The organism is Vibrio quintilis (assembly GCF_024529975.1).
Taxonomy (GTDB): domain Bacteria; phylum Pseudomonadota; class Gammaproteobacteria; order Enterobacterales; family Vibrionaceae; genus Vibrio; species Vibrio quintilis.
This window is the reverse complement of sequence record NZ_AP024898.1, coordinates 805,918-824,347: the sequence shown is the minus strand read 5'-3', so window position 1 is coordinate 824,347 and position 18,430 is coordinate 805,918. Positions and strand designations below refer to the sequence as shown.

The following is an 18,430-nucleotide window of genomic DNA, read 5'->3' as shown; positions in this document are numbered from 1 at the left end:
TCATGGATTTAAAAGCAACTATCAGTGAATATTCAGAAAGTGATTTCTGCCATTTACTGAATGAAATCATTGAAGCCCAAGGTTCAGATGCCTATCAGGATGAACTTTTAGAAAACTTTATTTCTGTAACTGAACATCCTGATGGCTCAGATTTAATTTACTATCCGGATAACCCGGCAGATGCCACACCAGAGAGGATTGTTGAGATTGTTAAAGCATGGCGAAACTCACAAGGTTTACCGGGTTTTAAAGAATAATATACACCGGCCTGTATCTGATCCCCGGATTTCCGGGGATTGTTTTGCAAAATCATCATCCCAGTGCATCAGAGACACATTTCCAAAAATCTTCATCAGCTTTGTTTTCTGAAATTTCTGCCAGTTTATCTGCTGTATTTTTCAACCGGGCCCGGACAGAATCACTCAGTCCGCTAAGTGCCAGAGCCAGAAGATGCCAGTCACAGACCGGAATATTATATTCGGTGTGGGTCTTTTTTCTGGTATTAAAAATCTGAAAGACAGGCAGTCCCATCAGAGAATCGTCCAGAATCTGAAACAGATTAATTATCCGGTGGATTTTCCGGACACCATTAAGCGTACAGGCATCTGGTTTAAATGCATTGATAGCACAGAAATCACCTTTAAAATGAACAGCCGTCATAAATAACCTCTGATAAAAAGTGCACCTTAACACATACAGGCCATTCCATAAAAGTGCGCATTATATGATCAGGAATTATGTTGAGGGTTTGTCTGCCAAGGCCTGAGCGCGGCAAAGGGTGGGCGAGAGACTTTCTCATTGTCGCCGCTTGCGGCGTACATGACAGGAAAGAGAATCGCTTTGCAAGTGAAGCCCGTAACATAATTGCTATAATGCGCAGAATTCCAGAATAAACCTCTGTAAATTTCATCCTGGGACCCGCCTTTTTTAGTAGAAAGCTCTGGTATGTCATTTTTTTAACATACCGGAGTTTTTTTGTTTTTAGCCCCGCAGGGAAAAGTGAGCCGTTCCCGGCGAACGAAGCACCAAGCCCCGGAAAGAGTCAAATTGTATGGTGATATGAAAGGGGCGCGGTTAGTCTGCCCCTGTTCCTGATTGTTCTGAAATCTCCCATCCTGCTAAGCCAGCCTCGCAGAGACTGACAGCGGTAAAGGCGTCTTATCCGACTGGAACCCCGGATGGTTCAGCGCCCGGGAGGGGGCCCCGCGTCCTCGCGGGGTGGGTGCCCGAGCGCTGATAAGCCACGTACTTTAATAGCGGCTTATGGTTTCATTTTGATTCTCTGAGTGCCTGTATCTCTTTTTCCAGATGTTGCAATCTTTTGTCATAATCTCTTTGTATTTCAACCTGTTCCAGCTCTATTTGAGCCATTTTATCGCTCATTTTCTTTCTCAGGCTGCTGATGGCTGAATAAAAGTCACTTCGATCTTCGCTTTCATGTAGAGACTGAAGAAAATCATTCGTTTCTTTTCCATAGACAATATCTTTGATATCAACCCCTGATTCTGTCGCAATTGCCATGACCTGACCAATTTTAGGTTCAGTTTTTGCTGTTGCTATCCGAAGCAGTGTCTGACGGTTAATTTGTGTGAGTTCACTAAACTGATCATAGCCACCTTTTTCCCTGATTATCAGGCGGATACGTTCAGCCATTTCCGGATCAATCATTGTTCTGATTCCATGACAAATATTTCTCATGATTATACCCCATAGTTTAATCGGTGATACTTTAAGTATCATTAGTGTAACTTTTTGGTTGAAATTGGAAAGTCTTGTTTGGTATCATAAATGAAACTGAAAAAGTTACCATTCTGATACTTGACAGGGTTTCGCATTGATAGACATGTTCAACATCAACATTCCTCTGAAAAAGGACGCGATCATCGAGATGGGTGATTGTGGTTTTGTTGATTATGCGAAGCTGGCAGAAAAAACAGAGCTGAAAATAGCCTGTGGCAATGTGGAATTCTCTGTGGTCAATGATCATAAAGAAGTCAGAACTGATGATTTATATCATCCGTGGTCAAAAATCCCGTCCTCTTATACTGATATTGCCTGCAAAGTATTCGATGCAGAGCCAAGAGCAAATGTGTACTGGGGTTATTTACAGATTAAAGCATCACCGGCCAAAGTCATGCAGGGTCATAACGTATATGGTTCTGAAGATTTCCGCCTGTGCTGTGAATATATTCTTGATTCATTGCAAACGGCACAGCCTGAACTATGGGATTTACTGGATATCGGGCTGGCAGAGCTGACCCGGATCGACTGCACTTACTCAGTTAAATGCGCTAACGCGGATATCATGCGGCAGGCCATCAAACAGATGAGTAATGTTTCTAACCGTTATGTCAGACCGGCACGCAATTCTGACTACGAGACCACGCTGTATTTTAACCGGGCAACCAAAGCGAACCCCGGCGCGGGGCGTTCATTCGAATTGTGTATTTATACCAAACACGACGAAATTGAATACCAGCTCAATGATCTGAAAAAACGGGCAAAGAAAGGGAATACAGAGCGTTTTCAACGGGTGATTGATGAGCTGTCCAGTCCTGAACTACAGGCATTCGCCGCCAACCGTCTCCGTTTTGAGGGCCGGGCAAAGAAACGGTTTATCCAGAAGCATGCCGGGAATTGTAATCTCTGGCATGTGATCCGGCATGCGGAAAACTTTGAGGCGAAAAACGGCTACCGCTTCTGTGAATGGATGTTTAAGACACTGTTTCATGATCTGCTTGAATCCCTTCAGGGTGAAGAGCTGGAATTGTACAACGAACACAAAATCAAGTGTTTGCTGCGGGATGCGTACAGCACGCTGACCCCGAAAGGAAATATCTCTTATGCCAAGGCTGATCGGCTGTTCCGTTTCTATATGACGCTGTGTGACCGGGGTTATGACGAAATCAAAGCACATACTTCAAAAGCAACACTTCACCGGAATATGAAAGATCTGATGGCTGTCGGGTTTTCCAAAGCAGATTTGCAGAACCTGAAAGACGGTGAGCGCATGCCACTGGCGCAGGTGCTGACTTTTGATTTTGATCATCAGCGTCCTGAAGGCTATCAGGAACCTCAGTCACCGATTCAGGATCGCAGTGATTTATCTTATCTGGCGATTACTTATGGCGTATCACCCCGGCTTGCACATGTGGTTGGTCTGGCAGAAGACCCGATCGAACTGCTTCGCCGGAAACTGAATCTTCAGCAGGACATTGATATCGATGCACTGATAGACGGCCATCCTGTTCCGGTCAGTCCGCGCAGGGCGATCTCACTGGTGATCTGGCCGGATGGTGAAATGGTGCTGACGACACATGATCATACCCCCGATTTATTTACGGACAGCCTGACCCCGGTCAGTACGGGGAAACGGTTGTCCCCGGAAACTTAAAAGGAATCTCACGAATGAAAGTAATTTTTATGGGCATCAGCCAGCGTAAAGGCATTTCAAACAAGGGGCAGGGCAGACCTTACGAGATGAATAAAATTCATTTTGCAGTGCCGGTTGAAACCATTGACACACCCAATATGACGTTGTCCGGGTTCGGTTATTCTGAGCGGGATTTAGATATTGACCCGTTATGCATTGACCAGTTTGAAAAGGTGAAACCCCTGACAGAAGTGAATGTTACCGTCGAACCCAAACCTAATAATTTTAGTCAGACATGGGTGGTTGGCCTGAGCAGCTAAATATTCCCGGTGCCACCGGAAAACAGTTGAATGCGGTGGCAGACCATCTTTGCATGAAGTCTTATTCTGACAAGGCTCATGCTGTTTTCATAATGGCATGCTGTCGCATGTCATTCCCTTCAGACAAACAGAGGATAACCCTGAATGAATCCAAATAAAATCACTGGCGTCTGGTATTTTGAAGCCCGGCAAACCGTTGGCCTGAGTCTTTCCGCTGTCTCTAAAATGACCGGCATTAACCGCAATTATCTGAGTCAGTTCGAGCAGGAAAAAACCACACTCGACAACCGGCAGAGAAATACGCTCAAAGCTTTTTATGAGGAAAGGGGCTATTCGTTTGAATCGCCACAGGAGCCGGATGCAGAAGTCATCACAGAGCAATATCAACAGGCGAAATCTGATGTGCAGTCATGCCTTGATCGTGACAACGGTGCAACCGCACAGGCATTATCCGGATTGATTGACAGTGTTCATGATATCATGATGAACCATCACTATTTTCACGAAGCAACCACACAGCAGGTGCAAATCAGTTTGGTCCCGGCGGTGGCTGATACGCCGGAAAATCAGCAGTTAGCCACGGATTACCGGCAGACTGCAAAGCTGCTGACCGGTCTTTTTGAAGCAGACCAAAAAGGGGAGTTTGCCGGATGTTGTGGCTTCTGGGGCGAGGCAGCAGATGACAGGGCCGATAAATATCAGGCACTGCTTGCCTTGCAGCAATTGCGTCTGATGAAATTACAGGCCCCCGGCCTGTTTGAACTGAGTTATGGTCAGGCACCGGAGAAGTCGGATAATGCCCGTCTCCTCAGCAGGATGATGGAGCATCTCAATGATAAAAGTGTACTGAATGGCCAGACCCGTCCTGAACTGGGGCAGGTGTCCGGAAAAGTCATTGAGTAAGCAAAAAAAGCCTCTTCAGATGAAGGGGCTTTACTTTAGTTGTCCGGACTGATTGAGCCGCTGAAGAGCGGTTCAGACAGAGATTAATCTACTGCATTAACAACTTCATGATACCGGGTGTAATGCGTTGTGATCAGATTATTGAGATACAACAGCACTTCGTACATAGCCTGTTTTTCCTGCTTATCCAGCCGTGACTCGGTAAGAAAAGTTTCTTCAGACCGGCGTAAATGCTCGCGGGCCTTCTGAGCAAGTTCAGCATCGTACTCAATTGTTTCAAACATAAATATCCTCCATGTGTTTAGTAAATCTCACCACACAAGAGGTTCCTACGCTTTGGGTGGTGAGCTGAAACAGGGTTAGGAACAACCGCCCACATGGAAACGGCGCGCCGAAGCGCCCCTGTCCAGCTCACCATAGTACAGATGTGCCGAAGCTACATATAAAAAAGCCAGCATGATGTGCTGGCGTTTTATACGCCATGTGGTTCGTTGCGGGGTTCCTACGCCCGGCACTGAATGTGTCAGTGCATGCGTAGTGTAGAATGTAGGGGTTTGTTGAGTCAATGGTCAGGCAATTTCCTGTTTGCCTGATATCACCTCTAATGCATATAATACGCGCCCTGTTTTATTCAATAACAACCATAAAAATATGTCAGAAGGTTAACAGCAGTTTATGTCTATTTATGATGATGAGGAAAGAAAGTGGTTAGTTGATACACCACTGTTGACACACCCGGATATTGGCACACCACCGGGATTTGGCAGAAGACAAGGCTTTGGGTCGTTTGCTTCAGGGGGCAGTCAGTCACCACCACCGTCAAAACCTGAACCCCGCAAGCCAACGGTGAAAGAGCGGTTAGAAAAGCAGAGAAAACAGAACTGGCTTGAAGCTGAAAAAACAATGGCAATGCTTCAGGCCCGCAAAGCTGAAAAAAAAGCCGGTAAAAAGGCGGTAGCCAAAGCACCGGAAAAACCCCGGACGCTTGCGCAAATTTTTGCTAAATCAGCACAGGTTCCGGCAGGTAGCTGTGAAACCGGCGTTCTGTGTGAATCACTGGCGGCGATTGGTCAGTATGGCGCTTATGCGGCAGCGGTCGCTCAGGGCAGTGAAGAGCTGATGTTATCCCATATTACAGGGGAAGCACTGGCAACACTGCCGGATATGGCAATGAAAGTCATTGGCCGGGCCGGAATACTGGCCGCGTTCGTACCCGCTAAAATGGGTGACGGCACGCTTTACAGTGAAGATGACATTCGTCAGCGTGACATGATAGAAACCAATATTCGCTTACGGGTTGATGATGCAGGGCATGTTTACGGTTATCACGTTGACGGTGATGCAATCCCCAGACGTACAGTGACAGCCAGCGGTGATAAATTCTTGGTTACACTGGAAGAAGGTTTAACCATTGAATGGGTTCCAATCAGCGGTGATTTTGGCGGTAAACCGATTCTGATCAACCCAATTCCTGAGCTTGAGTCACATGATATCTGGATACATCCGCAGGCCGATCAGGGCAAAGAATTTGATAACACGTATATTACCCCGGTTGCTGATGCGGACCTGAAAGATTATATTCTGGTTTTTCCGGCAGATACCGGATTACCACCTTTGTATGTGGTCTTTAAGGAAAGTCCCAGAGATGAGCCGGGTGTTGTGACCGGGCAGGGAGAAGATATCACCGGGATCTGGCTGGCTAAAGCCGGTGAAGAACTGGGCTCACCGGTTCCGTCGCAGATCGCGGATAAGCTCCGGGGACGCCGGTTTAGTAACTTTGACAGGTTCAGGGAAGCGTTTTGGATTGAGGTATCTAAAGATGCCCAGTTATCAAGTCAGTTTATCCCAGCAAACATAACCCGGATGAAGGAAGGTAAAGCACCTCGTGCCAGATTTAGGGATACCGTTGGCGGGAGACGTTCATTTGAACTTCATCATGTTGAAGAAATCCAACATGGCGGTAAAGTTTATGATGTAGATAACATCAAGGTTAATACTCCAAGAAATCATATAGATATACACAAAGGATAAGTCATGGATTTAAAAGCAACTATCAGTGAATATTCAGAAAGTGATTTCTGCCATTTACTGAATGAAATCATTGAAGCCCAAGGTTCAGATGCCTATCAGGATGAACTTTTAGAAAACTTTATTTCTGTAACTGAACATCCTGATGGCTCAGATTTAATTTACTATCCGGATAACCCGGCAGATGCCACACCAGAGAGGATTGTTGAGATTGTTAAAGCATGGCGAAACTCACAAGGTTTACCGGGTTTTAAAGAATAATATACACCGGCCTGTATCTGATCCCCGGATTTCCGGGGATTGTTTTGCAAAATCATCATCCCAGTGCATCAGAGACACATTTCCAAAAATCTTCATCAGCTTTGTTTTCTGAAATTTCTGCCAGTTTATCTGCTGTATTTTTCAACCGGGCCCGGACAGAATCACTCAGTCCGCTAAGTGCCAGAGCCAGAAGATGCCAGTCACAGACCGGAATATTATATTCGGTGTGGGTCTTTTTTCTGGTATTAAAAATCTGAAAGACAGGCAGTCCCATCAGAGAATCGTCCAGAATCTGAAACAGATTAATTATCCGGTGGATTTTCCGGACACCATTAAGCGTACAGGCATCTGGTTTAAATGCATTGATAGCACAGAAATCACCTTTAAAATGAACAGCCGTCATAAATAACCTCTGATAAAAAGTGCACCTTAACACATACAGGCCATTCCATAAAAGTGCGCATTATATGCGTTATGTTAAATATATATAATGAGCCTTTTCAAGATGTTATCTCAGAACTGATACATTATTTATCTTTGTGTCACTACATCTACATTCATACTACCTCTGATTTTGAGCTTTAGAGTAAATTACTCCCCTCTAACGCTCAAAATCATCAATTTCTATTTTTTTGATGATTATTTGAGGTATGTCACATGAAAAAACTAAAACAACAAATCAAATTACGTGATGAATTGCATCGGTGTGGTGTTTTCAACCGTCAGTTAACTGATATTTTGTTGTATGAATTCGATTCTATGGAAGAAGCCGCTGATTATTTGGGATGTTCAGTTTCTTCTCTGTACCGTTTCAAGAAGACAAATCATTGGCCTGTTGCTCAAGCCCGGCTTTTGCTAATTCGTCACCGGGGTTTTCTCCCTACAACCTCGCCTTGGTGCGGATTTAAAATCAAGGGGGAAAATCTGATCACACCATCAGGCCGCGAGTTCTCCGCTTTGGAATTGAATATACCAAAGAATACTGAATCTAATGATAGCTATGCGTTACTGATGAGGAGTAAAAAACGTTTCAGACGCTGATAGCAAAAGTTAACCTGGCCGGCTTTCCGGAATAAACAATTTGCTGGCAAAAATATTCCCGGATAAAATTAATTATCACTTTTTTGCTGGCAAATTAAGATTATGGGTACTCTCACCATCCGCACTAATGAACAACAAGATCAAATCATCGAAGATATTAAAGCATATTATGATGAAGCTGCCGGGACTAAAGCGGTTCTGAAGGCGGCGAACGATGTTCCCCAAATGCATAATGAAATAGAAAGATTAAAGAAAGAGCTTTTAATGGCCCGGCAACAGATACGAGAATATGAATCGGCGACCTTCTCCGTTCTGTCCGGTTTGGACTCGCTCAGAATGCTGTCAGAAAAATAAAACCCCGCTTATGATTACGGGGTTTTGTTCTGGTGATTTAGTTGATAGCGACACGGCCCCACATGATTGCTTCGTCATTTCCCATGATTCCGGCCAGATAATCATGGTCCTGATATTTAATTGTCATCAGAACGCCGTCATCATATTGTCCATCAAATGATGAATCGTTACAGTTACTGGCGTTAATTTCTGTCAGATTGAAATATGATCCGTTACGGGTCAGCTTGGCAGAGATTAAACAGTCGCCATTAATAGCCAGATAACCCGAATCGACTGTCCATACTGCCCCTGAATCTGAATCGGTATATGTTCCTGTGATTTCATCTAAAGATTTCGAATCACTGCTCTTATCAAACGAATATACGACGTTCTTATTATTAACAGTCCCGTTTAATGTGGCGGTTGTATCTGTAAATGTTGCGGTTAACTCCAGTGAAGAGCTGGAAAGAAAAGAGCTTTCATCTGTATAAGTCAGACCTTTACTTTTATAAGTATCGTTGTTTTCTACCGTGCCACTATCTGTAAAATAGACACTGTTTCCGGCAAAGTCTCCGACAATCAGGTTATGAGCAGATCGGGTGCTGTCAATGAGCATGACCGCTAAATCATCAGTGTTTACATAAATTCCGTTGTGTTTTGAAAAGCCAGATACTGAAGATGTTGAAGTTGTCGTTCCTCCATCACCACCGCCGCAGCCAGTAAGAACAGACGATAAAACCAATGCACTAACACCTAACTGTAATTTCATTATTATTTCCTTTATTTACTTCTATATGTTTTTGTTAACTGAGTTGGATGACAACTATACTCATATAACATAATTCAGCAAGTGCTATCAGAAACTAAGCGCTCCCAGGAACAATTGTGGCTATTTTGCTATCACTAAATCTTTCTGCAGCAGCTGCTATAACACTTTTCTGATAGCAATTTATTTCTAGGTGAACATATGAGCCAGAAAATGACATTAGATATATTGGACGTTATTGGAAAACTTGATAGATGGAAGAAAGGTGATCCACGTATTAATGAAGAGGTGACTATTGTTATTACACATGATGGACAAGTTCCACTTTCCAACAAATTAGCAAGTGAGACTGAAATTGATGAGTTTGTGAATGCTTTTATCAGTGACTTAGAAATAATACGTATAAAGGCTAAAAGAAAGCTGAACAACAATAATGCTAAAGTACGTAATTCATAAGCCCCTTCCGGGGCTTTAATCATTATCATTTTTTCTTCCGAACTCTGGCACTTTTCTTTCCTGCTGCACTGAGTTTTTTTCTCATGGCTTCAGCAAAACGTTTATTGGTTTTCCACTTCCGTTTGGTTGCGTTGCCACCTTTCCGGCCAGCCTGACGAACGGTCATTGATTTAGCCATGACTCTCCTTCTCCAGTTGGGTGATCCGGGTGTTGTGTTGATCGAGTATCCGCTTAATCCAGCTGATATCCGTTCTGAGCGTCACGCCAACCCCAACACCACTGAATAGCGCACTGACTCCGGCAACAATTAACGTCTGGTAATCTGCCATTATTTAAACTCATTGCGCAGTGTTTCCCATAACCCAAGCAGAACGGGGACTGTGGTTCCGATAATCCCGCCATACTGTACGCCTGAATCCGTGACACTGGCTGTCAGTAAATCCGGGTGTCCCATTGCCAGCGCTGCACCCGCGCCCAGCAGTGCCAGCCCTTTTTGAGTCGATGGCTGACTGATATCAATACTCAGTTTGTCTTTTAAAAAATCACTCATAATAAACCGCCCTTTTTCAGATATTTAATTGTGTACGCTGCAACAATCGCCCCGGCGACCGACAGCGCTATTTTTTGTAAATAAAATTTGGTGGTAACACTCAGCCAGCATTACTCCGTCTCTGGCCGTGCCGATATCGTAATACTGGCCGCACTCCTGCCGACTCATGGCAAGCAACACATTTGATAACGTGTTCTTGTCGTAGACATCGACCGTTTGATTGGGTGCAATGCCGGTCCAGTTGCTCACGTTCTGGATATATGCCGCCGTATCGTTCTCGCTGTCCGGGGCCCATCGGGTAATCATTTGTGACAGGGTTTTGTATCCGCTCCTGTAGTACGTGCGCAGAATTCGCGCTCCGGCCCTGAATCCGTATTCAGCGGATTCAAATTCAACGAATGACGGGTCATTGTTGATTGTGCACATGCCCTGCCAGTCAGTGCCGTTGTCCCGGATGTTGAGCGGGTTATTGTTGCGAACGCCGCGCGGTTGATTTGATTTCACTGTATTTCCTCCTTCGGTTGTTGCTGTGCTGCCGGTACTGGCCCGGTACATGACAAAGCCAATACCGGCCAGCGATAACACCGCAGCACTGAACAACACCCATTTATTCATTGTTTGCTGGCTCCGGCTCTGTGAACTGGCCGTTGATGTATTGCTTGCCAATCAAACTATCGTCAAATGCCTGTACAGCAATTTGATTAGGCACTTGAGGCGCAAATGACATCACTCCGACAACAATATTGTTTTCATCAAGTTGTACACTAAACATATTCAATGACCTGTATTCTCATCCATTTATCAGTTGAACCAATCCGGGTCAGATTCAGCGTTGTTGCTGAGGTTAAGACGGCATATCCTGCTGAGTCCTCTACATTCACGTTTACAAACGTTTTCGCTGGATTGACCGATGGAATAGTGATAGTTCTGCTTGTTTTGGTTGTGATTTTATAAATGCGTCGTATCACGCTGTGATTACTGATGGCCGTCAGAACTTTTGTTCTTGAATCGGAGCAAGCAGCAATCACCGCTGTTTCTGTCGCTGCAACAGCCGTTTTTGTTGATTCAATCGCCGATTCAAGCGCTGTTCTGGTCTGTGTGAGTGTTGTCGATGTCTGCTCACTGACAGAGCTGAGTGATTCAGTGACATTTGTGTTCACTGCATCAAGCTTTTCTGTGACCGCTTCTGATAAAGCGCTCTGGCTGCTCTGCATCTCTGTCTGAGTTGCCGCGAGTTTCTCAGCCAGCGCCGCAAAATCAGCGGATAAATCTATTGCACTGGTAATATTCATTTCACCCCCACAATGGTTAGTTTTGCGGTTTTATCACTGGCGTTGTACGCATGCACCGCCCCGGAAAAATCAACACTGAGTGAACCAATCGCGGATTTGCTGCCGAGCACTAACAGGCCGCGTGTTGCGCTCACGGTCCCCCCGCCGATTCTGACCGGGGTCAGTTCGTCACTAATCACCTGAACCGTCACCTGACGAAAGCCCCCGGCCGTCAGCCGGACAGATTGCCCCGGTGGTAACGTCACATCATCCAGTGCCGTCATCAGTGACGGGGTGATTTCCTGCACCTTCAGCCCGTCATTGACCGACACATGTGCTTCAAACTGAATCGGCTCTACAATCCGGCGAATCACAATGTCATCCGTTGCCGCCGGTTTGTGCTCCAAATCCGAAATCTGATAGTCAAAATTCACATCACTGGTCTGGCGATGCTCTACAAACATTTGATTGAACTGCTCGACATTAATCCGGTCCCCGGTCTGGAGCCGTTGCGGGCGCAGGCCGTCGGCAGAGATAAACACCGGGGCAGATGTGGAACGGACAATCAGGTAACGCCCCTTCCCGCCCACGGCTATTGATGTCTGGTGATTGGGTTTGATAATCATCAGTTATCTCCTCATGGCTACAATCGCAATCATGGCCACACCGAACGCCGCAGCCACAGCCAGAGAAACCTTCATCATGTCCGATGAAGAACCCGTCTGACTACGCTGTGCCGTATTTCCGGCCATTGTTAACGCCGCTCTGGCGTTCTCGTTGGTCTGGTTCGCCATTGTCTTCACCGCATTAATCGTCTCTGAGTTGTTCTTTCTCAGATTATCCATCGCTGATTTTGCGGTTTCAGTCTGACGTTTGGCGGCGTCGGTGCCGAAATCTAATGCATCAGAAAATGATTCCTGAGCTGTTGATAAAGCCCGTTTCACGGTGCTTTCATTGGACTGAAGCGCCGCTTTGACAGATGACTGACCGAATGAAAACGCACTGTCCAACGCCTTCTGATTCGATTTCAGTGCATCAGACCCAAAGTCCAGTGCATCATGTGTGACCTTCTGATTTGATTTGAGTGCATCAGAGCCGAAATCAAGCGCACTTTCACCAAAATTCAGTGCATTGGAGACCGCCGCCGAATTGCCTTTAATCGCAGCCCCGGCGATGTCTGCCGCTGCTTTGATAGCGCCCTGGTCTGTCATGGTCGCATTCAGTGTGCTGTTGTTCGCACCACTGATGACCACCCCCAAATTATCGCCGGATATGGCACTGGTTCCGCTCGTGTTGGTATTGGTTGTGGTATTACTGCTTTTTGAACTTCCTCCGCCTCCCATCAGTGCAGCCCTCCAAGATTGAGTGTTAATACAGATTCATGCCCGGATGTTTTCACCACCGTAAAGCCAAATGACCTTAATAACCGGGTCATACCGGGCCGGACGGTATGATATTTAATGGTTTCGTAACCCTGTGAGCGCACCGCATCAATGATATGTGGCGCGGCCTGTTTTAATCCCCGGCCTGTCATGGCAAGAATCAGATACTGATTGTCATCAGTGACATATCCGGCAAAGCGGACGGATACCCCCGGCCCCTTCAACTGGTACAGACTGGCCCGGCGGTTCATCACGGCTTCACAGCAAAACTGATATTCATATTTCGCCGCCGGAACCCCGTTAAACGCCGGACGAAGCAATGAAAATTGCGTGTTGATGTCGGCCCGTCCGGGCCGGATTAATGTAAAATTCATTTCTTCATCACCCATACAACTGCAACCGCCGCAATTGCAACCCAAGGCAACCATGACGATGCACCCCCACCGAAATTGATAGCGCCGTTCTTAATACCGCCGATATCATTCTGGCCTTTTGCTGTACTCGGGCCTGCTGCGCCACCGGCTGCACTGATTGGCATTGAACCGCTGTTTGTCAGACCTCCACCTATTCCCGGTATCATTTGGCCCCCTTCACATACTTGTAAGCGAGATAACCGCCGCCACCAAGCGCGGCCAGCTTCAGTAATTTTGTCGCATTTGAGCCGGACCAGAACCCGGCACCAAAGCCCAGCGTTCCGGCTGCTCCGGCCATCAGGGGAACAAGATAAATTAATGGCATCCGCTCCCCCTTATTTCTTCAGCGCAATCACAAACAGCCCCAGAACCAACACCGCAGCGACACCACCCCCGACATAAATCAGGGTCTTATCCGTACTCTGCTGCTGTGTGGTCTGCTGCTGGCTGCTGCCAGTCACGGCATTGCCGTGACTGTCTGCCTGTTTGGTTGATTGCGGTTGCGTATTGGCGTTTACCCCGGCATCGTCGCGGGTCATCGAATCAACCAGTGAGTCGTACGTTTCACTGACGTTATCAAGCAATCCGCTTCCCCAACCAAGGGCATCATCTGCCATTTCTCCAAGTGACCATGACATAACGCCCCTCCTTAGCTCCGGAATAATTCAGGCAACAACGCAGGCTGAACTACTTTCACTGATTCAACAACGATAGGGATAGAACCCACAGCCTCATCAGTTTTCACCGTAAATTTCAGCTCATCGGTATGTGCGGTTTTAAACAGCTCCGAAATCATGAAACAGCGCATAATCGGGTCAAAGTGATACATCCCGGACTGCCAGAAGCGGCGGTTGCGTTTAGCGCGCATTTGTTCTACAACTCTTGTGGTATCGTAGACCTTGGTGCAATCACGGTGAATTTCCAGCGCATTCACCTTGTCAGATAAAAAGTGCATCCGGCGAACGGAAATCAACGGCCCGGACACCAAATCCAGAAATTCATTTTCGGTTGATGTCGCCTGCATGGTCTGGCGTTTAATTTGCGGGACAATAATCCGGCGTGATGTTTTCCGGGTCGAAACAGTTGCATGCCCCTTCAATACAATACCCGGCGCGTTATCACCGGACGTATCCGCAATTTCAACCTCAAGGATGATGTTATCGCCGGTTTCTGTAACAAGAGCCGTGTAATACATACCGACTTTGGTTTTCGCGGTAATATCAGCCAGTGGGATATGATAAAACCCCTCTGTTGAACTTAACCCCTTATAAGCTTCAAGCGCCCGCATCAGCGCGCCATCCAGAACAATGATTTCGTCACCGTTGAGCGTGATGGAAACACGTTTGATTTGCGCTGGCGTCAGGTTGGTTTCTAAAAATATTTCTTCATAAACCGGCCCGGTGGGGATAGTCAGCGTTGCTTTTTCCCCATAACCTACCCCGGTAAATGAATTTAATTTCATGACTGAACTCATATCACCCCCTTACTTCAGCACGTCTTCAACGGCATCGACGTTGTTTGATGACCAGACCACGCCAGCGGCGACGACAGCCGCAATCGCTGCAATGATTGCAATGTTCTTTCCGTCTAATTTCATTTCTACCTCAATAAAAAAACCGTCCAACATCGGACGGCTTTATTGATACAGGTGGAAACGGCTTCGATACCTAACACGGATATGGCTTCAATATGGCTTAAGTGTGATTTGTCTCACAAAAGCACCGGTTTACCAGCGGATTTTCCCTTTTTCCACCGTCACGCCAAACTGCTTAAAATACTCAAATTTCTGTAGCTTGGATTGCTGCGATTCACTGATACCGGTTAAATCTTCCAGATAGCGACGACTTTTCGGGGTCTTGGTTAGCATGATGTAGCCATATTCACAGTTATCGATAATCGTCTTGCTGACTTCCTGCCCCCGCTGAAAGAGGTTAATCGTATGGATGTTATAGGAGCGTCCCAGGCGTAATAATTTACCGTGATAACCTGTGGCTTTCCCGGCCCCTTTTGAGTTCTCCGCGACCTCTTCACATATCACTTTCAGCGGCTTGGTATGTTTGCCGTTGCCACATCCCCAGATGATTCGGCAGAATAGATCGAAGTCATCCGGGCTGGACTCTTTCGGCCTGTAGGCTATCTTGAATCCCTGACGGGTTTCCCGTCCGGCAAGCATGGCCCGGGCAAACTCCCCCGGATGGGTATAGACCCGGATTTTGCGACCCTGTAACAGGCCGTCATACTCCCGTTTGGGGTCGTAGATAGCCACTTGGTCTGTCGGCAGGATGAGTAATTTCTTTGCCAGTGATGATTTACCAGAGCCGGACATACCGACCACGTATGCATGATTGTTGCTAAGTCTGTTGTTGTTATTAATTGGCTCCATAATGCCACCTCAATAAAAAACCGCCCGATATTGGGCGGTTCTATTGATATGTCTTTATATGGCTTGGATGCCTAATACGGATATGGCTTGAATGCCATATAAATGTGATTTACATCACGCGGATACGGTTTCCAGCTTCTGAGCTTCAAGCTCTGCTTTTCTGGCTTTCATGTCAGCTTTTTTGAAATCCCGGTGCTGTTTCCAGAGGCTGAACCCAATTGTAGCAACAGACAGGCCGAGCATGACCTCTTCTTTAAATTTCACCAACCATTCAGGCGGAGTGACCCCATATTTGAGCACAAGCGGCGCGGCAGCATCTGCAAATTTATCAGCATTGGCTTCACCAATTTCAAGCCGCTCATCAACCATTTCCTGAATCCCGGTTTCAGCGACACCGACAACCATCAGTGCGGTATCTTTCGCGCAATTTAGTGCGATATCCTCCGCCGCTGCTTCAGCTTCTGCCTGAGCCTGTGATTCTTCCTGTTTCTGCTTTGCGACTTCCGGATCAAAGTCCTGTTCCAGCTCATCAATAAATGTCTTTTTATCCGCTTCTGAATGCACTTCTGTTTCTGTTACTTCATCGTTTAAGTCATCATTCATTTTATCTTCTCCACTCATTACGCCACCGCCCTTGCCAGACGGAATAACCCGCCAAAGATGCCACCTAATAACCCGCCTATCACAACGCATTTACTCACATCGGAGTGATTCGGCTCATCTTTGCAGATCAACTCACCTTCTACAGTTTCCGGCTTTTCTTCTGGCTGTCGTTCTTGAGGAATGGCTTTTTCAGGTATCCGGTCCAGTTCTTCAAGTGGCTTGTAGCCACTTAAATAATCCTGAACCGGTTTTCGGCTGCGCTGCTCTGTGCCGCAGCACTCGCACCGGCCCATCAGAAAGTTAGCTCTTTTTCCGCTGCATCGGGTGACGGCCATCGGCTGATCACATCCGGGGGTCGTGCATTTGACATACCCGAGGATTTCTTTTTCGTCTTTATCCATGCTGCCGGGCCTCATCCAGTAAAGAGAACTTGCGGTTCAGCTCGTCGATTTGCTCCTGATGATTGCGGAACAGATCAACAAAGCGATCAAAGATCCGGTTTGCACTGGTGAAGTTCTTGATCACATAGTCTTTTACTACACCGACAAGTTTATAGACGGATACTTTAGACCAGTTTGGGGATTCGGCTTCAAGCCGGTTACGTGCTGTGATGATATCGTTCAGATTGTTCGTGAACTGTTCGTGAAGTGAAGAAGATATATTTTGTTGGCTCATATTCATTTGATACCTATGAATAAGAACGCACCCAAAGTCACGCATACTGTATATGTGTGCATATTAAATGTCAAAATTTCCGCCCTCTCTTCTGCTAAGCCCGTCGCGAAGCGACAGAAACGGCCCCTGTCACTCAAGCGCATGATGAAGCTGATCGACTGTGTTGAAAGAGTCTCGTTCTGGGGCCCGTTAAATCGCCTGATGCAGTGTTGATAGGCAAGTTGTCCAAGGCGATTTAATGGGAGGTATTTTTATCCCCGGTTTTCCGGGGATAAGGAAATAAAACTCTTTATACCCTTAAGGGTATCTATTCTAGTCTTTAGACTATGAGTGCAGGTTACAGGGGCTGTGAACCGGGCCGGTGAACCGGGAGTAGTTTTAGTTACCTATACATAGGCTTATCCACATGTGGATAAAAAAACGGGCAAATAATGAACAGTGAAAAGGATCTGCAATGTGGATAAAGGATCTAAATTCCCCCTCACCTGTTTACAGTTGGTTGTTAAGTGAACAATAAAAAACGACAGGCACAAAAAAAGCCCCAGTGAAGGGGCAAAACAACGTCAGTAAGGCTAGGTATGAATGGGTTCTGATGCGGCCTGACGCGCTTCTTTGCGGCGTCGGCGTAATAAGGTAATCGGGGTTTGAATGTACTTCACCGGTCGATTCAGGCGTTTAGCGAGCAGCTCAAGCCATGATTTGGAGGCTTTCCGGGCTTCTAAATACTGTTCGTAAATGCCTAAATCAATAAAGTATTCGACGGTGACACGCTTGATAGATGCCAGCCCGCGCCATTGATCGCGGTTTTCTTTCCCGGTGTAACGTTCTCTGGGCTGTTTTGAGGTGATCCAGCCCTTCAGAAAGGCATATTTAGCACACTGCTTGACGCGCCAGACCGGAAGCCTTGCAGCTTCTGCAATGAATCCCCACGTTCTGAGTGAAAAGCCGTGTACCGTTGCGACACCGACTTTGTTTGAACGAAAGCACATCTCATTGACAAGCACAGTCATCACCTTGCAGATGTCCCGGACAAATGATTGCCGGGTCGCCCTGCCGTTATCAGTAGTGAATGCAGAAGAAGAAGACGGACACTGAGCCACCTTTTCCAGAACGGCACGATTCAGCGCCGCCAAGGGGCGGTCTGAACGTTGTTTGCCGGTCTGGTTGATTAGGCTCATGCTGATAGTTCTTCCTGCAATTCACGGATCGCATGTTGACTCAGGTAATGCTCAAGTCTGGATGTCGAATGATAGATGTCTTCTCTTGCTTCAAATGCTTTTATAGCCGCTTCAAAGAAGTCAAAGTGTTTGAATGGCATGTGTTCAAGAACTGAGGTCACAGCATGATTAAAGTCATCAAACTGATTTGGATCGAGCTTCAGAGCTGGCTTGTAGATCGTTTTTATGATGCGGTAAGCGTTTTTAAATGCTTCCTTTTCTTGAGGGATATCACAATTTACAGAATCGTGTAATTTTCGCTTATTAACCATGCGCTTAGTTCCTTGTGTTCAATGCCTTGTGTTGCCTTCCAAGAAGGCGCTCTCTTCCCCGGCACTGATTCGACTTCGGATGGTTCCCGGTTTCAGAGTTGCAATCCGGAGAAGAGAGCTAACACGGAATTGATGTTATTTGACTTACTTTGCATACGCAATCACTTGATAGCGTAGTGCACT

34 protein-coding genes are annotated in these 18,430 nt (G+C 46.4%); 9 read left to right on the top strand and 25 right to left on the bottom strand.

What is annotated here, in order from left to right; translation table 11 throughout:
* The first annotated feature begins 2 nt into the window (after positions 1-2).
* Positions 3-257: a bacteriocin immunity protein gene (locus OC443_RS22245; RefSeq protein ID WP_073579395.1), complete on the top strand. Its 255-nt coding sequence runs from the start codon at positions 3-5 to the stop codon at positions 255-257.
* Positions 258-312: 55 nt separating this feature from the next.
* Here OC443_RS22245 and OC443_RS22240 read toward each other — a convergent pair whose 3' ends face one another.
* Both OC443_RS22240 and OC443_RS22235 read right to left on the bottom strand, forming a co-directional pair.
* Positions 313-660 (bottom strand): hypothetical protein, encoded by a 348-nt coding sequence (locus tag OC443_RS22240; protein ID WP_073579394.1) that lies wholly within the window; start codon positions 658-660, stop codon positions 313-315.
* 609 nt (positions 661-1,269) lie between these two features.
* Positions 1,270-1,698 carry a hypothetical protein gene (locus OC443_RS22235; protein WP_073579400.1) on the bottom strand — a complete coding sequence of 143 codons (429 nt, stop codon included), beginning with the start codon at positions 1,696-1,698 and terminating at the stop codon, positions 1,270-1,272.
* 136 nt (positions 1,699-1,834) lie between these two features.
* On the opposite strand from OC443_RS22235, the gene OC443_RS22230 reads away from it, so the two are divergent.
* The 3 genes from OC443_RS22230 to OC443_RS22220 all read left to right on the top strand — a co-directional run bounded on the left by OC443_RS22230 (position 1,835) and on the right by OC443_RS22220 (position 4,596).
* A complete protein-coding gene (locus tag OC443_RS22230) occupies positions 1,835-3,394 on the top strand; it encodes a phage/plasmid replication protein, II/X family (protein WP_143169180.1) in 1,560 nt (519 codons plus the stop codon).
* 29 nt (positions 3,395-3,423) lie between these two features.
* A complete protein-coding gene (locus OC443_RS22225; protein WP_073579427.1) occupies positions 3,424-3,693 on the top strand; it encodes a hypothetical protein in 270 nt (89 codons plus the stop codon).
* Between the two features lie 144 nt (positions 3,694-3,837).
* Positions 3,838-4,596, top strand: coding sequence for a helix-turn-helix domain-containing protein (locus OC443_RS22220; protein WP_073579398.1), 759 nt, complete (start codon positions 3,838-3,840; stop codon positions 4,594-4,596).
* A gap of 83 nt (positions 4,597-4,679) precedes the next feature.
* On the opposite strand, the gene OC443_RS22215 is transcribed toward OC443_RS22220, so the two are convergent.
* A complete protein-coding gene (locus OC443_RS22215; RefSeq protein ID WP_073579397.1) occupies positions 4,680-4,880 on the bottom strand; it encodes a hypothetical protein in 201 nt (66 codons plus the stop codon).
* 75 nt (positions 4,881-4,955) lie between these two features.
* Positions 4,956-5,162 carry a hypothetical protein gene (locus OC443_RS22210; RefSeq protein ID WP_143169178.1) on the bottom strand — a complete coding sequence of 69 codons (207 nt, stop codon included), beginning with the start codon at positions 5,160-5,162 and terminating at the stop codon, positions 4,956-4,958.
* A 109-nt stretch (positions 5,163-5,271) separates the two neighbouring features.
* Here OC443_RS22210 and OC443_RS22205 point away from each other — a divergent pair, with 109 nt between their 5' ends.
* Entirely contained in the window at positions 5,272-6,627 is a 1,356-nt protein-coding gene (locus OC443_RS22205; protein WP_073579396.1) for an S-type pyocin domain-containing protein, read from the top strand.
* 3 nt (positions 6,628-6,630) lie between these two features.
* Positions 6,631-6,885: a bacteriocin immunity protein gene (locus OC443_RS22200; protein ID WP_073579395.1), complete on the top strand. Its 255-nt coding sequence runs from the start codon at positions 6,631-6,633 to the stop codon at positions 6,883-6,885.
* Positions 6,886-6,940: 55 nt separating this feature from the next.
* On the opposite strand, the gene OC443_RS22195 is transcribed toward OC443_RS22200, so the two are convergent.
* The gene (locus tag OC443_RS22195) at positions 6,941-7,288 is read right to left on the bottom strand and encodes a hypothetical protein (protein WP_073579394.1); all 348 of its coding nucleotides are present in this window, start codon (positions 7,286-7,288) and stop codon (positions 6,941-6,943) included.
* Positions 7,289-7,542: 254 nt separating this feature from the next.
* Here OC443_RS22195 and OC443_RS22190 point away from each other — a divergent pair, with 254 nt between their 5' ends.
* Both OC443_RS22190 and OC443_RS22185 read left to right on the top strand, forming a co-directional pair.
* A complete protein-coding gene (locus OC443_RS22190) occupies positions 7,543-7,926 on the top strand; it encodes a DUF3653 domain-containing protein (RefSeq protein ID WP_073579393.1) in 384 nt (127 codons plus the stop codon).
* A 102-nt stretch (positions 7,927-8,028) separates the two neighbouring features.
* Entirely contained in the window at positions 8,029-8,280 is a 252-nt protein-coding gene (locus OC443_RS22185; RefSeq protein ID WP_073579392.1) for a hypothetical protein, read from the top strand.
* A gap of 37 nt (positions 8,281-8,317) precedes the next feature.
* Here OC443_RS22185 and OC443_RS22180 read toward each other — a convergent pair whose 3' ends face one another.
* On the bottom strand, positions 8,318-9,028 hold the full coding sequence (locus tag OC443_RS22180) for a hypothetical protein (protein WP_073579391.1): 711 nt from the start codon (positions 9,026-9,028) through the stop codon (positions 8,318-8,320).
* A gap of 198 nt (positions 9,029-9,226) precedes the next feature.
* On the opposite strand from OC443_RS22180, the gene OC443_RS22175 reads away from it, so the two are divergent.
* The gene (locus OC443_RS22175) at positions 9,227-9,481 is read left to right on the top strand and encodes a hypothetical protein (protein WP_073579390.1); all 255 of its coding nucleotides are present in this window, start codon (positions 9,227-9,229) and stop codon (positions 9,479-9,481) included.
* 25 nt (positions 9,482-9,506) lie between these two features.
* On the opposite strand, the gene OC443_RS22170 is transcribed toward OC443_RS22175, so the two are convergent.
* From OC443_RS22170 to OC443_RS22080, 19 genes are all read right to left on the bottom strand, one after another.
* On the bottom strand, positions 9,507-9,659 hold the full coding sequence (locus OC443_RS22170; protein WP_159440295.1) for a hypothetical protein: 153 nt from the start codon (positions 9,657-9,659) through the stop codon (positions 9,507-9,509).
* The gene (locus OC443_RS22165; protein WP_200796865.1) at positions 9,652-9,810 is read right to left on the bottom strand and encodes a hypothetical protein; all 159 of its coding nucleotides are present in this window, start codon (positions 9,808-9,810) and stop codon (positions 9,652-9,654) included. Before OC443_RS22165 ends, OC443_RS22170 begins: the two co-directional genes overlap by 8 nt.
* Positions 9,810-10,031, bottom strand: coding sequence for a hypothetical protein (locus OC443_RS22160; protein WP_073579389.1), 222 nt, complete (start codon positions 10,029-10,031; stop codon positions 9,810-9,812). Before OC443_RS22160 ends, OC443_RS22165 begins: the two co-directional genes overlap by 1 nt.
* 24 nt (positions 10,032-10,055) lie before the next feature.
* Positions 10,056-10,646: a hypothetical protein gene (locus tag OC443_RS22155; protein WP_073579388.1), complete on the bottom strand. Its 591-nt coding sequence runs from the start codon at positions 10,644-10,646 to the stop codon at positions 10,056-10,058.
* Positions 10,639-10,803 carry a hypothetical protein gene (locus OC443_RS22150; RefSeq protein ID WP_159440294.1) on the bottom strand — a complete coding sequence of 55 codons (165 nt, stop codon included), beginning with the start codon at positions 10,801-10,803 and terminating at the stop codon, positions 10,639-10,641. Before OC443_RS22150 ends, OC443_RS22155 begins: the two co-directional genes overlap by 8 nt.
* Complete coding sequence (locus OC443_RS22145; RefSeq protein WP_073579387.1) at positions 10,796-11,323, bottom strand: hypothetical protein; 528 nt, start codon at positions 11,321-11,323, stop codon at positions 10,796-10,798. Before OC443_RS22145 ends, OC443_RS22150 begins: the two co-directional genes overlap by 8 nt.
* Positions 11,320-11,928, bottom strand: coding sequence for a hypothetical protein (locus tag OC443_RS22140; RefSeq protein ID WP_073579386.1), 609 nt, complete (start codon positions 11,926-11,928; stop codon positions 11,320-11,322). Before OC443_RS22140 ends, OC443_RS22145 begins: the two co-directional genes overlap by 4 nt.
* A 3-nt stretch (positions 11,929-11,931) precedes the next feature.
* Positions 11,932-12,645 carry a hypothetical protein gene (locus OC443_RS22135; RefSeq protein WP_073579385.1) on the bottom strand — a complete coding sequence of 238 codons (714 nt, stop codon included), beginning with the start codon at positions 12,643-12,645 and terminating at the stop codon, positions 11,932-11,934.
* A complete protein-coding gene (locus OC443_RS22130) occupies positions 12,645-13,058 on the bottom strand; it encodes a hypothetical protein (RefSeq protein WP_073579384.1) in 414 nt (137 codons plus the stop codon). Before OC443_RS22130 ends, OC443_RS22135 begins: the two co-directional genes overlap by 1 nt.
* The gene (locus OC443_RS22125) at positions 13,055-13,264 is read right to left on the bottom strand and encodes a hypothetical protein (RefSeq protein WP_073579383.1); all 210 of its coding nucleotides are present in this window, start codon (positions 13,262-13,264) and stop codon (positions 13,055-13,057) included. Before OC443_RS22125 ends, OC443_RS22130 begins: the two co-directional genes overlap by 4 nt.
* On the bottom strand, positions 13,261-13,422 hold the full coding sequence (locus OC443_RS22120) for a hypothetical protein (protein WP_200796864.1): 162 nt from the start codon (positions 13,420-13,422) through the stop codon (positions 13,261-13,263). Before OC443_RS22120 ends, OC443_RS22125 begins: the two co-directional genes overlap by 4 nt.
* Before the next feature lie 10 nt (positions 13,423-13,432).
* The gene (locus OC443_RS22115; RefSeq protein ID WP_370738713.1) at positions 13,433-13,735 is read right to left on the bottom strand and encodes a hypothetical protein; all 303 of its coding nucleotides are present in this window, start codon (positions 13,733-13,735) and stop codon (positions 13,433-13,435) included.
* Positions 13,736-13,746: 11 nt separating this feature from the next.
* Positions 13,747-14,571 (bottom strand): major capsid protein P2, encoded by an 825-nt coding sequence (locus OC443_RS22110; protein ID WP_073579382.1) that lies wholly within the window; start codon positions 14,569-14,571, stop codon positions 13,747-13,749.
* 252 nt (positions 14,572-14,823) lie between these two features.
* Positions 14,824-15,480: a type IV secretory system conjugative DNA transfer family protein gene (locus OC443_RS22105; RefSeq protein WP_073579381.1), complete on the bottom strand. Its 657-nt coding sequence runs from the start codon at positions 15,478-15,480 to the stop codon at positions 14,824-14,826.
* 114 nt (positions 15,481-15,594) lie between these two features.
* A complete protein-coding gene (locus OC443_RS22100; RefSeq protein WP_073579380.1) occupies positions 15,595-16,101 on the bottom strand; it encodes a hypothetical protein in 507 nt (168 codons plus the stop codon).
* Positions 16,101-16,484, bottom strand: a complete 384-nt coding sequence (locus OC443_RS22095; RefSeq protein WP_073579379.1) for a hypothetical protein — start codon at positions 16,482-16,484, stop codon at positions 16,101-16,103. The genes OC443_RS22100 and OC443_RS22095 overlap by 1 nt, the downstream gene beginning before the upstream one ends.
* Positions 16,477-16,758, bottom strand: a complete 282-nt coding sequence (locus OC443_RS22090) for a hypothetical protein (protein WP_073579425.1) — start codon at positions 16,756-16,758, stop codon at positions 16,477-16,479. The genes OC443_RS22095 and OC443_RS22090 overlap by 8 nt, the downstream gene beginning before the upstream one ends.
* 572 nt (positions 16,759-17,330) lie before the next feature.
* Complete coding sequence (locus OC443_RS22085) at positions 17,331-17,936, bottom strand: uracil-DNA glycosylase family protein (protein WP_073579378.1); 606 nt, start codon at positions 17,934-17,936, stop codon at positions 17,331-17,333.
* The gene (locus tag OC443_RS22080; RefSeq protein WP_073579377.1) at positions 17,933-18,247 is read right to left on the bottom strand and encodes a hypothetical protein; all 315 of its coding nucleotides are present in this window, start codon (positions 18,245-18,247) and stop codon (positions 17,933-17,935) included. Before OC443_RS22080 ends, OC443_RS22085 begins: the two co-directional genes overlap by 4 nt.
* Positions 18,248-18,430 lie beyond the last annotated feature (183 nt).